General features: G+C 67.6%; 15 protein-coding genes and 2 tRNA genes. 9 read left to right on the top strand and 8 right to left on the bottom strand.

Annotated elements, in window-relative coordinates; translation table 11 throughout:
• Positions 1-14 precede the first annotated feature (14 nt).
• A complete protein-coding gene (queG, locus tag EER27_RS05050; RefSeq protein WP_123086933.1) occupies positions 15-1,130 on the top strand; it encodes a tRNA epoxyqueuosine(34) reductase QueG in 1,116 nt (371 codons plus the stop codon).
• Between the two features lie 244 nt (positions 1,131-1,374).
• Here the strand turns inward: queG and panD are convergent, their stop codons facing one another.
• The 5 genes from panD to pcnB form a co-directional block, all read right to left on the bottom strand.
• On the bottom strand, positions 1,375-1,755 hold the full coding sequence (gene panD / locus EER27_RS05045) for an aspartate 1-decarboxylase (RefSeq protein WP_123086932.1): 381 nt from the start codon (positions 1,753-1,755) through the stop codon (positions 1,375-1,377).
• A gap of 149 nt (positions 1,756-1,904) precedes the next feature.
• The gene (gene panC, locus EER27_RS05040; RefSeq protein ID WP_123086931.1) at positions 1,905-2,756 is read right to left on the bottom strand and encodes a pantoate--beta-alanine ligase; all 852 of its coding nucleotides are present in this window, start codon (positions 2,754-2,756) and stop codon (positions 1,905-1,907) included.
• A gap of 210 nt (positions 2,757-2,966) precedes the next feature.
• Positions 2,967-3,785, bottom strand: a complete 819-nt coding sequence (gene panB, locus EER27_RS05035) for a 3-methyl-2-oxobutanoate hydroxymethyltransferase (RefSeq protein ID WP_123086930.1) — start codon at positions 3,783-3,785, stop codon at positions 2,967-2,969.
• Between the two features lie 32 nt (positions 3,786-3,817).
• Positions 3,818-4,342, bottom strand: coding sequence for a 2-amino-4-hydroxy-6-hydroxymethyldihydropteridine diphosphokinase (gene folK, locus EER27_RS05030; protein ID WP_123086929.1), 525 nt, complete (start codon positions 4,340-4,342; stop codon positions 3,818-3,820).
• A 25-nt stretch (positions 4,343-4,367) separates the two neighbouring features.
• The gene (pcnB, locus tag EER27_RS05025; RefSeq protein WP_123086928.1) at positions 4,368-5,717 is read right to left on the bottom strand and encodes a polynucleotide adenylyltransferase PcnB; all 1,350 of its coding nucleotides are present in this window, start codon (positions 5,715-5,717) and stop codon (positions 4,368-4,370) included.
• A 115-nt stretch (positions 5,718-5,832) separates the two neighbouring features.
• On the opposite strand from pcnB, the gene EER27_RS05020 reads away from it, so the two are divergent.
• Both EER27_RS05020 and fdxA read left to right on the top strand, forming a co-directional pair.
• Positions 5,833-5,908, top strand: a tRNA-Glu gene (locus EER27_RS05020).
• A 248-nt stretch (positions 5,909-6,156) separates the two neighbouring features.
• Positions 6,157-6,480 carry a ferredoxin FdxA gene (fdxA, locus tag EER27_RS05015; RefSeq protein WP_123086927.1) on the top strand — a complete coding sequence of 108 codons (324 nt, stop codon included), beginning with the start codon at positions 6,157-6,159 and terminating at the stop codon, positions 6,478-6,480.
• Between the two features lie 106 nt (positions 6,481-6,586).
• On the opposite strand, the gene EER27_RS05010 is transcribed toward fdxA, so the two are convergent.
• Together EER27_RS05010 and dapA are read right to left on the bottom strand one after the other, a co-directional pair.
• The gene (locus EER27_RS05010) at positions 6,587-7,087 is read right to left on the bottom strand and encodes a hypothetical protein (protein ID WP_123086926.1); all 501 of its coding nucleotides are present in this window, start codon (positions 7,085-7,087) and stop codon (positions 6,587-6,589) included.
• A gap of 17 nt (positions 7,088-7,104) precedes the next feature.
• Positions 7,105-8,010, bottom strand: a complete 906-nt coding sequence (gene dapA, locus EER27_RS05005; protein ID WP_123086925.1) for a 4-hydroxy-tetrahydrodipicolinate synthase — start codon at positions 8,008-8,010, stop codon at positions 7,105-7,107.
• A 209-nt stretch (positions 8,011-8,219) separates the two neighbouring features.
• Here dapA and EER27_RS05000 point away from each other — a divergent pair, with 209 nt between their 5' ends.
• From EER27_RS05000 to EER27_RS04975, 6 genes are all read left to right on the top strand, one after another.
• The gene (locus EER27_RS05000; RefSeq protein ID WP_123086924.1) at positions 8,220-8,780 is read left to right on the top strand and encodes a glycine cleavage system transcriptional repressor; all 561 of its coding nucleotides are present in this window, start codon (positions 8,220-8,222) and stop codon (positions 8,778-8,780) included.
• A gap of 15 nt (positions 8,781-8,795) precedes the next feature.
• On the top strand, positions 8,796-9,269 hold the full coding sequence (locus EER27_RS04995) for a peroxiredoxin (RefSeq protein ID WP_123086923.1): 474 nt from the start codon (positions 8,796-8,798) through the stop codon (positions 9,267-9,269).
• Positions 9,270-9,484: 215 nt separating this feature from the next.
• Entirely contained in the window at positions 9,485-10,888 is a 1,404-nt protein-coding gene (locus tag EER27_RS04990; protein WP_123087265.1) for a PhoH family protein, read from the top strand.
• Between the two features lie 7 nt (positions 10,889-10,895).
• Positions 10,896-11,576, top strand: a complete 681-nt coding sequence (locus EER27_RS04985; RefSeq protein WP_123086922.1) for a YoaK family protein — start codon at positions 10,896-10,898, stop codon at positions 11,574-11,576.
• A 133-nt stretch (positions 11,577-11,709) separates the two neighbouring features.
• Positions 11,710-12,519 (top strand): bifunctional hydroxymethylpyrimidine kinase/phosphomethylpyrimidine kinase, encoded by an 810-nt coding sequence (gene thiD, locus EER27_RS04980; protein WP_123086921.1) that lies wholly within the window; start codon positions 11,710-11,712, stop codon positions 12,517-12,519.
• Positions 12,520-12,522: 3 nt separating this feature from the next.
• The gene (locus EER27_RS04975; RefSeq protein ID WP_123086920.1) at positions 12,523-13,353 is read left to right on the top strand and encodes an alpha/beta hydrolase family protein; all 831 of its coding nucleotides are present in this window, start codon (positions 12,523-12,525) and stop codon (positions 13,351-13,353) included.
• Between the two features lie 381 nt (positions 13,354-13,734).
• Here EER27_RS04975 and EER27_RS04970 read toward each other — a convergent pair.
• Positions 13,735-13,811 (bottom strand) — tRNA-Arg (locus EER27_RS04970).
• Positions 13,812-13,845 lie beyond the last annotated feature (34 nt).

The following is a 13,845-nucleotide window of genomic DNA, read 5'->3' as shown; positions in this document are numbered from 1 at the left end:
TCTATACTTGCGGGATGTTGCAGCCGTCCCACACCCGCACCCCGCCCACCGCCCCGGACGTCGACCACGTCGCGCTGGCGCGGCGCATCCGCGAGTTGGCGCGCGAGTTCGGGTTCCAGCGCTGCGGCATCAGCGGGATCGAGCTGGGTGCCGACGAGTTGCATCTGCGCGATTGGCTCTCGCAGGGCCTGTACGGCTCGATGGAATGGATGGCGCGGCACGGCGAACTGCGCGCCCGCCCGCAGGAGCTGATCCCCGGCACGCTGCGCGTGATCTCGGTGGGCCTGGATTACGGCCGCAACGACGACGACAGCGCCTGGCAGACCATCGCCGACGGCGAGCGCGCCTACGTGGCCCGCTACGCTCTCGGCCGCGACTACCACAAGCTGATGCGGCAGCGCCTGCAGAAACTCGCCGACCGCATCGCGGACGTCGTCGGGCCGTTCGGCCATCGCGTGTTCGTGGACTCCGCGCCGGTGCTCGAACGCGCGCTGGCGCGCAACGCGGGGCTGGGCTGGATCGGCAAGCACACCTGCCTGATCGACAAGGACGGCGGCTCGTGGTTTTTCCTCGGCGAGATCTACGTCGATCTGCCGCTGCCGGTGGATGTTCCGGCCAGTGCGCATTGCGGCACCTGCATGCGGTGCATCGACATCTGTCCGACGCGCGCCATCACCGCACCGCATCGGCTCGACGCGCGTCGATGCATCTCCTACCTGACGATCGAGCACGAAGGCTCCATTCCGCCGGACCTGCGCGAGCCGATGGGCAACCGCATTTTCGGCTGCGACGATTGCCAGCTGGTGTGCCCGTGGAACAAGTTCGCCAAGCGCAACGACGAACCCGACTTCCGCGCCCGCAACGACCTCGACAAGGCGACCCTGGCGCAGTTGTTTGCCTGGGACGAGGACGAGTTCCTGCGGCGCACCGAAGGCTCGGCGATCCGCCGCAGCGGCCACGAGCGCTGGCTTCGCAACATCGCCGTTGCGCTGGGCAATGCCCCCACCACGCCCGACGTGCTGGCCGCCCTGGAATCGCGCCGCGAACACGCCAGCGCACTGGTCCGCGAGCACGTGCAATGGGCGTTGCAGCGGCATCGAGAAAAAACGCAGGACGTGCCGCAAGCGTAGCCACGCCTCGGCGTCGGGAGCGGTCCCGGCTCGAGCCGGTCAGTCCGCGCGCCGATCTACGCAATGCGAAGGCGCGCGGCGGGAATCCACGGCCGATGACGTGTCGCCACCGCCCTCATCGGCACCGATTGCGGCCCGGGTTGGCCTGCCTGGGATTACCGCCTCGCGCCGGTCGACAGGATCTGCCGCCGGCGCCGATCGCGTCCACACGCTGTCGGTGTGGCGCGATCCATCCACGGATCGATCAGGCCGCCTGGGCGGGGATCGAGTGGTTGGTGTGGGTCAGCATGTTCTGCCGGTCGACATAGACCAGGGTCGGCTTGTACTTGACCGCCTCGGCCTCGTCGCAGACGCCGTACGCGCAGATGATGATCAGATCGCCCGGCTGCGCGCAGTGGGCGGCGGCACCGTTGATCGAGATCACGCCGCTGCCTTCCTCGCCCCGGATCGCGTAGGTCGAGAAGCGCTGGCCGTTGTTGATGTTGTAGATGTGGATCTGCTCGTACTCACGGATCCCGGAGATGTCGAGCAGGCGCCCGTCGATCGCGCACGAGCCTTCGTAGTGCAGCTCGGCGTGGGTGACGGTGGCGCGGTGGATCTTGGCCTTGAGCAGGTTCAGTTGCATGTCCGGTCTCGTTCCGCGTGGGGCGCGGGCGTGATGAAGTCGCAAAGTCTACCAGCGCTTTGCGCGCTGCAACATGGAACGCAGCGTGCTGCGAGGCGGTATTCAGGCACCGGGGCGAGCGGCCGGCCGGGGCACGGCCGGGTGCCGGTTCAGATCGTGAACTCGAGGTTGTCGATCAGGCGGGTGCGGCCCAGCCGCGCGGCAATCAGCGCCACCCGTGCGCCGCCCTGCTGACCCTGACCCGGCTCGTCCAGCGCCGGCGTGCGCAGCACCGCGTAGTCGACGTGGAATCCCGCCGCAATGAGGCTGTCGCGCGCTTGCGCCTCGACCACCGCCGGCGGCATGCCGTCCTGGACCGCCTCGCGCATCGCCTGCAGCGTGCCGTGGATGGCCGCCGCGCGCGGCCGCTCCTCGGGCGACAGGTACTGGTTGCGCGAACTCATCGCCAGGCCATCGGTCTCGCGCAGGATGGGCGCGGCCAGCAGCTCGATCGGGAACGCCAGCTCGCGCACGAAGTAGCGGATCACCGCCAGTTGCTGGTAGTCCTTGCGCCCGAACACCGCGACGTCCGGCTGGACCTGGTTGAACAGCCGCGTCACCACCGTGGCAACGCCGTCGAAATGCCCGGGGCGATGCGCGCCTTCCAGCACCGCGGTCACGCCGGGCACGACCACCTTTACCGTGCCGTCGGTGCCGAACGGGTACATCGTCTCGACCGACGGCATCCACACCAGGTCGCAGCCCGCCGCATCCAGCCCCGCGGCATCGGCCTCGGGCGTGCGCGGGTACTGGCCGTAGTCCTCGTTCGGGCCGAACTGGGTCGGGTTGACGAACACGCTGGCGACGACGCGATCGGCATGCTGGCGCGCCAGGTGCACCAGTGAGTGGTGCCCGGCATGCAGATTGCCCATGGTCGGCACGAGGGCCACGCGCAGGCCCTCGCGCTTCCATTCGCTGATGCGCGCACGCAGCGCGGCCAGTTCGACGACGGTTTCGATCATGGGAACTCGCAGAGAGGGTGTTTGGCGCGAATCGGATTCTGACGCGGATCAGCGCGCGGCGGCACGAAGGAACGCATCCATCAAGGAAACGCATCCCTGGCCAAAGCCCCCATCACGGCGCGCCGGGCAGCGCGCGGGTCACTGCGGGGCGATGCCGACACAGCGCATCCGATCCGTTGCCTCAGCCGAGCCGGTCCGCGGCTCGGGCCGTCACGCGTAGGAATGTTCGGCAGCTGGAAACTGTCCAGTGCGCACGGCCTCGGCGAAAGCCTGCACGGCACCGGCGATGGAGCCACCCTCGGCGAGGAAATCCTTCACGAACTTCGGCCGGCGGTGCCCGCTGTTGAGGCCGAGCAGGTCGTGCAGCACCAGCACCTGGCCGTCGCACTGCGGACCGGCGCCAATGCCGATGGTGGGAATCGCCAAATCGCCGGTGATGGCGGCGGCGAGCGCCGTCGGGACGCATTCCAGCACCAGCATCGCGGCCCCGGCTTCGGCCACGGCGCGCGCGTCCTCACGCACCTTGGCCGCGGCGCTGTCGTCGCGTCCTTGCACCTTGTAACCGCCAAGGCGCAGGACCGACTGCGGGGTGAGGCCCAGGTGCGCGCAGACCGGGATCTCGCGCTCCACCAGAAAACGGATCACCTCGAGCTTGTGCCCGGCGCCTTCGAGCTTGACCATCGCCGCACCGGCCTGCAGCAGGCGCATCGATGCATCGAGCGCGCGCTCTGGCGTGGCATCGGCAAGAAACGGCAGATCGGCGACCAGCAGCGGGCGTCGCGCGCCCTTGGCCACGCACCGGGTGTGATAGACGACGTCGTCGACGGTGACCGGCAGCGTGCTGTCGTGCCCCTGGCTGACCATGCCAAGCGAATCGCCGACCAGGATCAGGTCGACGCCGGCGGCGTCCATCGTGCGCGCGAAACCCGCGTCGTAGCAGGTCAGCATCACCAGTTTGCGTCCGTCGCGCTTGGCATCGGCCAGTGCGGGAACGGTCCAGGGCTTGTCGTTGGCGGTTGCGGCGTACATTGCGTCCTTATCTGAAACCGGGCCGAGGACGGTCAGGTTTCCGCGGGGGGAGACGCATACGGTAGCGCCTCGATGTCACCCATCGCCATGGTTGCGAGTGCATCGCGCGCGCTGCCGACGCCGGGAATGGCGATGTCGGGCGCGATCTCGACCAATGGCAGCAACGCAAACGCGCGTTCGTGCAGATGGGGGTGCGGCACGCGCAGGCCGGGAACGTCGATGATCCGTTCGGCGTACAGCAGCAGGTCCAGGTCCAGCGTTCGCGGCCCCCATCGATCGCCGCCGTCGCTGCGGCGCTCGCGCCCGGCCTCGCGCTCGACTTGCAGCAGCCGGTCCAGCAGAACCTCGGGGGCGAGCGTGGTCTCGATCTGGGCGACGGCGTTGATGAAATCGGGTTGCTCGGTCATGCCCCACGCGGGCGTGCGGTACAAGCGCGACGCAGCGAGCAACCGGCAGCCGGCCAGTCGACCGAGCGCGGCGAAGGCCGCCTGCACGGTCTGGGCGGCTTCGCCCAGGTTTGCACCCAGGCCGATATAGGCAATCACCGGCGGATTCATCGGCGAACCATCCAGACGCGGTCGATCAGGTCGGCGAAACGCCCGGAGGCCCCCGCCGGCGACGACGACGCTTGCGCGGCGCCTCGCTCTGGCCGGTATCGGCATCGACGTACGAGGCATCGTGTCCATCGAGTTGCGCAGCGAGTTCGTCGCCGGGCTGCTGCTGTGCCTCGTGCCAGAACGCCACGTCGGCCGCGTGCTCGTCCGATGCCGCCAGGCGCAGCTTGAGGAAGTCGAACGCGGCGCGGAAGCGCGGGTGCGCGAGCAGGCGGAACACGCGCTTGCGCTGGCGTTGCGAGAAACGCGACTGGAGCAACCAGATTTCCTGCATCGGCAGCGAGAAACGGCGCGGCAGCGCGATCATCTCGAGCTGATGCACGGTGACGCGATCGGCGGCGCGGCGCTGCGCCTCGGGGGCGTGCACGCCTTGCGCCTGCAGCGCCATCAGCGCGCGGCAATAGGCCGGCCACAGCAGCAGTGCGAACAGGAACGCGGGCGAGACCGGCTCGTCGTTGGCCACGCGCACATCGGTGCCGCGCAGGCCTTCGAGCAACATCCGGCGCAACGCACCGCTGCGGTTGGACTTCAGTGCCGCTGCCGTTTCCGGCAACAACGCGGGCAACAGTCCGTGATGTTCGAGACCGAGGAAGCTCTCCACCGCGTGCCCGGACAGGAACAGCTTCAGGCACTCCTCGAACAGGCGCGCCGGCGCGGCTTCGGCCAGCAGCGGCGCCAGCACCGGGATCGGCGCGGCAGTCGCCGATTCGATCTCGAAGCCGAGCTTGGCGGCCAGGCGCACGGCACGCAGCATGCGCACCGGGTCTTCGCGATAGCGCGTTTCCGGATCGCCGATGAGGCGCATCAGGCGATTGCGCACGTCTTCGAAGCCGCCGGTGTAATCGCGAACGGAGAAGTCCTCGACCGTGTAGTACAGCGCGTTGGCGGTGAAGTCGCGGCGGACCGCGTCGTCCTCGATCGTGCCGTAGACATTGTCGCGAACGAGGCGGCCGCCATCGTCGGTTTCGCGATCGCCGCTGCCGTCGTCGATGTTGGCGCGGAACGTCGCGACCTCGATGATCTCGCGGCCAAACACCACGTGGGCAAGGCGGAACCGGCGACCGATCAAGCGGCAGTTGCGGAACAGCTGCTTGACCTGCTCGGGCGTGGCGTCCGTCGCGACATCGAAGTCCTTCGGGTTGCCGCCAACCAGCAGGTCGCGAACCGCGCCCCCGACCAGGTAGGCGCCAAAGCCCGATTCGCGCAGGCGATACAGCACGCGCAGCGCGTTCGGGCTGATCTGCTTGCGCGAGACGTCGTGGAGGTCACGCGGGATCACCCGCAGCGGGGTTTCAAGGGTATGGGTATCGGGTCGCATTCGAGCGGACGTGGCCGCAACTGGATTTCGTAGGAAAAGGGTGTTGCCCAGGGCAACAAGGCTGCCTATACTAGCAGGCCGCACCGGGTTGAGAGTCTGGTACGGAATACAACCTGCTCCCTTCGTCTAGAGGCCTAGGACGTGGCCCTCTCAAGGCTAAAACACGAGTTCGAATCTCGTAGGGAGCGCCAATTCGCGACGATGTCGCACGAAAGCCCGCACAGCGATGTGCGGGCTTTTTTGTTTTCCCGTTCATCGCGGTGCGACTCGACGCGGGCGGTCCCCGAAACGTCCCGCTCCGCGCTTGTCGGCAGTCACTCGTCCGTCCATTTCGCGGTCCGGCCACACCGCGTTGCTCTGCTCGCCCGGCACCGGCCCGCTTGGGTTTCGACCCTGCTAATCGCTACACTTGCCTATCGCGATTCCACCGGACCGGACCATGCCCTTCGTCGTCACCGAGAACTGCATCAAGTGCAAGTACACCGACTGCGTGGAGGTCTGCCCGGTCGATTGCTTCCACGAGGGCCCCAACTTCCTGGTCATCGATCCGGACGAGTGCATCGACTGCACCCTGTGCGAGCCCGAGTGCCCGATCAACGCGATCTACCCCGAGGACGACGTTCCCGCCGGGCAGGAGGCCTTTGTCGCCCTCAATGCCGAACTGGCCAAGGCCTGGCCGGTGATCACGACCCGCAAGGACTCCCCCGCCGACGCCAAGGACTGGGAAGGCAAGGCCGGAAAGATCGACCTGCTGGAGCGCTGACCCGCTGACGCGCTCGCGCCTCGCGACAACGCCGGACACAAGAACGGGCGCCCTGGGCGCCCGTTCTGCTTTGCGCTCGGTGCCGGCACAGGCCGGCCACGAGGGCTCAGTTGCCGGCCAATGCCACCTTCAGCGCGGCGATCAGCTTGCCCGGCGCTTCGCCCGTGGCCGGCAGGCCGCGGGGGTCAACCGCCGAAACGTACGCACCGCCCTGCCCGTCGGCAACGCGGACCAGGAAGTTGGCTCCCTCGTAGCTCACGTCGAACGCGCCGAGCAGCTGCGCGCGGCTGGCGATGGTCAGGCCAGGCGTGCCGCCAAGCACCTCGCCGACCTTGTTGAACACCTCATCGCGCGTGCCCGGCACCAGGAAGCCGCTGGATGCCTGCGCGGCGGAGGCGATGGTGCCCGACGCGGTGACCGGGCCGGGAGCCGGCCCTTCGACCGGGGTGGAACCGAGTTCCGGCGGAACCTCGAGCGGACGCTGCGCCGGGTCCGCCGCATACAGGGCGTTGCCCTTGCGGAACCAGCTGCAGCCGCTGCCGGCGGCAACGCCAAGTACAAGGACGCCAGCCAGAACGGCACGGGTAAGGGAAACGTTGCGATGCATGTGAATCTCCTGCTGGTTCAGGCCGCGAACGAATCGCGACAGGCGTGTTCGATGTCGCGGATCTCCACGGCAAGCGTCGCCGCGAGGTCGCGATAGGGTGCGGAAAGCGGCACCAGTGGCAGGCGCAGGCCATGGCCGATGCCCTGCAGGGCGAGGATCGCCTTGACCGGGATCGGGTTGGACTCGATGCCAAGGAAGTCGTACGCCGCGTGCAGGCGCGCATCCCACGCCTGCGCCTGTTCGGTCTTGCCCTCGCGGCACAGGTCGCAAAGGCGACGGAACGCCGCCGGAAGCACGTTCGAGGCAACCGATATCACGCCGTCGGCACCGGCCAGCATGGCACGCGCCGCGGTGGGATCGTCACCGGTGAGCACGGCGAAACCCTCGTCGCGGAACGCCAGCAGCGCCGCCATGCGTTCGGGTTCGCTGCGCGCTTCCTTGATGCCGATGATGCGTGCGTGCCCGGCCAGTTCGGCAACGGTTTCCGGAAGCAGGTCGCCACCGGTGCGGCCCGGCACGTTGTACAGCACCACCGGCAACGCGCCGTCGTCGGCAATGGCGCGGTAGTGGGCCACCAGGCCCGCCTGCGTGGGGCGCACGTAGGGTGGCGTCACCACCAGGGCGGCGTCGGCGCCCAGTGCGGCCGCACGGCGGGTCAGCTCGATGGTTTTCGCGGTGTTCGAGAGCCCCGTACCGGCCAGCACCGGGACGCGCCCGGCGACGAATTCCACCGCGCAGCGCAGCAGCGTGTCGTATTCGATGTCGTAGAGCGCCGCGGCCTCGCCGGTGGAACCGGCGACGACGAAGCCCTGGGTACCGTTGTCGAGCTGGGTCGCGAGCAGCGTGTGCCAGGCGTCGAGGTCGATCTCGCCGGCGACGTTGAACGGGGTCGCCAGCGCAGTGATGCTGCCGGAAAGTCGCAAGGTGGGGCCTTTGCCCAGGCGGGCGAAGCAGATGAGGGGAACGATGACGAGGGGGGAAACACGGCTGGCAATGGCCGGCGCGCCGTCCTGCGCGCACGAGGATGTTACTTGCGGCGCGAAAGCACGGGCAAGTATGCTGGCTGCAGGCCGCCCCGTGCGGGCCGCCAGCCCGTTTTCCCGCTTGATCCGCATCCCTTGCAGGCGCCGCCTTGACTGATTCCGTTGCCCGGCCGTCGCCGAACGAAAACCACCTCCTGATCAACGCCTATACGACGCATCCGGAATCACCGCTGCTGTCGGTGACGCGCCGCATCGCCGACAGCGGCTGCAATCTCGTCGACGCGCGCCTGTCGACGGTCGGTCGCGATGTCTCCGTGACCGCGCTTGCCGTGGGCTCGTGGGATGCGGTGGCAAAGCTCGAGGCGATGCTCGCGCGGCTGGAACGCGAGGAAGGCATCCGGCTGATCTGGTACCGCACCGGCGCCAAGCAGGTGCAATCCAACCTGCTCCCGTACATCGTCGAGGTCGTGGCGGCGGACAAACCCGGCATCCTGTTCCAGCTGGCCGACTTCTTCGACCGCCAGGGAATCACCATCGAGAGCCTGCATTGTTCGCGCTACCGTGCGATGCAGACCGGCGCGGACATGTTCTCCGCGCAGGTCACCATCGGCGTTCCGTCGAGCATGCACATCGCCGCGTTGCGCGACGATTTCCTCGAGTTCTGCGACCACCTGAACCTCGATGCGATCATGGACCCGATGAAGTTCTGAGGAAGCCCGCGAACCATGCTCGATACCGGCGATCGCGCCCCAACCGAACTGCCACTGGCGCTGTCCAGCGGCCGCACCACCACTCTCGGCCAGTACGCCGGCCGATGGCTGGTGCTGTACTTCTACCCGAAGGACAGCACGCCCGGCTGCACCACCGAAGGCATTGATTTCAACGCGCTGCTGCCGCAGTTCGATGCACTTGGCGCCAGCGTGCTGGGCGTCTCGCGCGACTCCATCAAGTCGCACCAGAATTTCTGCGCGAAACAGGGCTTTGCGTTCGAGCTGGTCAGCGACCAGGACGAATCGCTTTGCAACGCGTTCGGCGTGATCAAGGAAAAGAACATGTACGGGCGCAAGGTGCTCGGGATCGAGCGCAGCACGTTCCTGATCGACCCTTCCGGCGTCATCGCCTGGTCATGGCGTCCGGTGAAGGTGGCCGGCCATGCCCAGGCGGTCCTCGACACCCTCAAGGCCGCCACGACGCAGTGACCACCCTTCGCACAGGCCGGTCAGCCACCCCGCCACGCGGGACCGTGGCGGCCTGCGGCCGTGCGGGAGAGCCCTCGATCACATCGCCCGACGTCGCGCATCGCGACGACGCCGGGTTGCACATCCGCGTCCACGCTACGGACGCCGGGACACGCGCGGGCCAGCGCCCGCACGTCGGCAACACCACGCTGCAGCCAACCGCACGAGGCCTGGGAATGACGAGAAGCAAGCGGATCTACGTGCTCGATACCAACGTGCTGATGCACGACCCGACCGCGCTGTTCAAGTTCCAGGAGCACGATGTGTTCCTGCCGATGCAGGTCATCGAGGAACTCGACAACGGCAAGAAGGGAAACACCGAGGCCAGTCGCAACGCGCGCCAGGTCAGCCGTTTCCTCAACGAGCTGATCGAGGCAGAAGGCACCGACAAGATCTCCTCGGGTTCGGGCATCACCCTCAACCGGCCCAAGGGGCTGCAGCTGCGTGGCGAGCAGAGCATCGGAAAGCTGCGTTTCCAGACCCACGATTTCGACTCTGGCAAGCGTTTTGGCGCGGTGATCCCGGACAACCACATCCTCGGCTCGATCCTGTCCCTGCAGGAGGATGAGCCGGGCGTGCCGGTGGTGTTCGTCTCCAAGGACATCAACCTGCGGATCAAGGCCTCGATCGCGGGCATCGTGTCCGAGGACTACGAGAACGACCGCGCGCTAGACGACTTCAGCCTGCTCTACACCGGCGTCACCGCCCTGCCGGAGGATTTCTGGCAGCGGCACGGCAAGGACCTGAGGTCGTGGACCGAGAAGGGTCGCACCTTCTACGAGATCAGCCGCAGCGACGACGACGACTGGTACCCGAATCAGTTCCTCTACCTGCCCGGCGACGAGGAAGCCGAACTCAAGGTCGCGCGCGTCACCGACGCCAAGGTGACCCTGCAGATCGTCGACGACTTCCGCCACAACCAGCATGCGGTGTGGGGTATCACCGCGCGCAACCGTGAGCAGAACTTCGCACTGAATGCGCTGATGGACCCGGAGATCGATTTCGTCACGCTGCTGGGCACCGCCGGCACCGGCAAAACGCTGCTCGCCCTGGCGGCAGGGCTGGCGCAGACGATGGACCAGCAGCGCTACCGGGAGATCATCATGACCCGCGCGACGGTCAGCGTCGGCGAGGACATCGGCTTCCTGCCCGGCACCGAGGAAGAAAAGATGACGCCGTGGATGGGCGCGCTCACCGACAACCTGGAGGTGCTGACGCACAACCAGGAAGGCGGCAGCTGGGGCCGCGCGGCAACCAACGACCTGCTTGCCAGCCGAATCAAGATCCGGTCGCTGAACTTCATGCGCGGCCGCACGTTCCTGAGCCGCTGGCTGATCCTCGATGAGGCCCAGAACCTCACGCCCAAGCAGATGAAGACCCTGATCACGCGCGCAGGTCCCGGCACCAAGATCATCTGCCTGGGCAATGTCGAACAGATCGACACGCCCTACCTCACCGAAACCACGTCGGGCCTCACGTACGCAGTGGATCGCTTCAAGCATTGGCCCCACAGCGCACACGTCACCTTGCGTCGCGGCGAACGCTCCCGACTCGCCGATTACGCGTCGGAAGTCCTGTAGGCCGATCGTGGGCGTGCAATTGCCACGCTGGGTGTGGGTCGGCGCGGGAGCGCTGGCCTGCATCGCCGGGATGGTCAACGTGGTCGGCTACCTGGGATTCGAGCACCAGGCCATCACCCACCTGACCGGCACCACCAGCCTGCTGGGCGCCGCACTCGCCGATGGCGACGCCGGCAGCGGCTTGCGTCTGTCCGGAATGATCCTCGCGTTCATGGCGGGCGCGGCGATCAGCGGTCTGATCATCCAGGACAGCGCGCTGTACCTGGGACGCCGATATGGCGTCGTGCTGATGCTCGAGTCGTTGCTGCTGTTTGCCTCCATTGGATTGTTCAAGCACCAACAGATCGCAGGTGCGCTGCTGGCCGCGATGGCCTGCGGCCTGCAGAACGCCATGGCAACGACGTACAGCGGCGCGGTCGTGCGCACCACCCATCTCAGCGGCATGTTCACCGACCTGGGCATCGGCCTGGGCCACGCACTGCGTGGCATGCCGTTGCCGAGACGACGGCTGATGCTGAGCAGCCTGATCATTGCCCTGTTTGCCACCGGTGGCGTCATTGGAGCGGCGTTGTTCCGACGGTTCGCCTACGACGCGTTGCTGGTACCTGCGACCCTTACTGGGCTGGTCGGCTTCGGCTACGTCGGATATCGCCAATGGCGACTGGCGCATCCCCGGGCGCAAGCATGATCGACCGCGCGAAACGCCCGTCGATTGCCGGACATAGCCGGGCAGCCGGTCTGCAGCGGCGGCGCAACGGCGACACGACGACAAGCCACCGCACCCCCCTCGGCTGTGCCATCACCGTCAGGACACCACCCGCATGAACGATCCGCGCCCCAGCTGCGCGCTGACCATCGCCGGCTCCGACTCCGGCGGCGGCGCCGGCATCCAGGCAGACCTCAAGACGTTCGCGGCGCACCGGGTGCACGGGCTCAGCGCACTTGCCGCCCTGACCGCCCAGCACACGCGCGGCGTGACCGCGGTGCATGTGCCGGACACGGCTTTCCTGCGGGCGCAGATCGACGCGTGCTTCGACGATTTCGCCATCACCGCCGTCAAGCTGGGGATGCTGGCCACCGGTGAGGTCATCCACGCCGTCGCCGATGCGATCGAGCACCACCGACCCGCGCACGTCGTGCTGGACCCGGTGATGGTGGCGACTTCCGGCGCGCGCTTGCTCGCCGCCGATGCGTTGGATGCCCTGCGCCATCGCCTGCTGCCATTGGCGACCATCGTCACGCCGAATCTGCCCGAGGCCGAACTCCTGATCGGTCGCGCCATCGGCAGCCGCGACCAGATGCATGAGGCCTGCGACGCGTTGCTCGCGATGGGTTGCCGCGCGCTGATGCTCAAGGGCGGGCATCTGGCCGACGGCGGTGACGACGTGATCGACGTGTTCGCCGATCACGTGACGCGCAGTACGATCCGCCATCCGCGGCTCGCGGTCGAGGCGCACGGCACGGGCTGCACGCTGTCTTCCGCCATCGCGGCACGCCTGTGCCATGGCGATGCGCTACCCGACGCCTGCGACGCGGCATCGGGATACGTGCATCGCGCGTTGCTGGGCGGCTACCGTCCCGGCCGCAGCGATGTGCTCGTGCTCGACCATTTCGGCGCAGGACGGCCCTGACCCATGGAAGCACGCGAATTGCCGTTGAGGTCCAGCGACGGCCACGTATCGGGCCTGCTGGCCGTCGTACCGGCGTCGCCAACCGCCTCGCTGCTGTGGTTGCCGGCGATGGGCGTTGCTGCGCGACATTACCTGCCGTTCGCCGACGCGTTGGCGGCACGCGGCATCGCGGTGTTCGTCCACGAATGGCGCGGCAACGGAAGCAGCAGCCTGCGCGCTGGCCGCCATGGCGACTGGAACTACCACCCACTGCTGACCATCGACCTGCCCTGCAGCGAGGCCGCCGTCGCAGCGACGCTGCCGGACGTGCCGCGCATCCTCGGCGGACACAGCCTCGGCGGACAGCTCGCGTGCTGCCGGCTTGGGCTGGAACCCGACAGCGCCAGCGCGCTGTGGCTGGTCGCCAGCGGCTCACCGTACTGGCGGGCGTTTCCGGCGCCGATGCGCTACTGGCTGCCGATGGCGTACCGCTTCCTGCCGTGGCTCGCCGATCGTCACGGCGCATTGCCCGGCAAGCGGATCGGATTCGCCGGTCAGGAAGCGCGTGGCGTGATTCACGACTGGTCGCGCAGTGCGATATCGGGGCGCTACGCCACCACAGGGCTTGGCATCGACCTCGACCGCGCACTCGCACGCGCCGCGCCTCCGGTACGCGCCGTGAGCTTCGACGACGACTGGCTCGCACCGCCTGGATCATTGGACTTCCTGCTGTCCAAGCTGTCGGACGCCGAACGTCGATTGTTCCATCTGGACAGTGGAGCGCTGGGCGTACGTGCCGACCACTTCGCGTGGATGAAGCAACCTGCCGCCGTGGTCGACGCACTGATCGACTGAGTGGCGTGGCCGCCGCAACGGCGATCGACCTGATCGAGATCGGCGCAGCAGGAAGGCAGGCAAGAGCGACGTAGTGCGCACGCGCGTGTCGACGCCGTGCGCAACGTGAGCCGCGCGTGTCGACGCCGTGCGCAACGTGAGCCGCGCGCCGCGAACACCCCACGGCACCAGCACGACATGCATGCGTGCGTAGATCGCCCAACCAACCCATCGAATCAGCGACGCGTGCCGTGGCTCGTGGCTCGTGGCTCGTGGCTCGTGTGCAACGTGCAACGTGCAACGTGCAACGTGCAACGTGCAACGAGTGTCGACTGATCTGTCGCAAACGTCGAAAAACAAAAAAGCCGAACGGTTTCCCATTCGGCTTTCTTGCTTCTTTCGTGGCGCGCCCGGAAGGATTCGAACCTCCGACCCCCAAGTTCGTAGCCTGGTGCTCTATCCAGCTGAGCTACGGGCGCTTAGTCAGGAAATTATGACGGGTTGGCGCAGATC

This window comes from Montanilutibacter psychrotolerans, from assembly GCF_003719825.1.
GTDB lineage: Bacteria > Pseudomonadota > Gammaproteobacteria > Xanthomonadales > Xanthomonadaceae > Montanilutibacter > Montanilutibacter psychrotolerans.
This window is presented reverse-complemented; position numbering and strand designations above follow the sequence as displayed.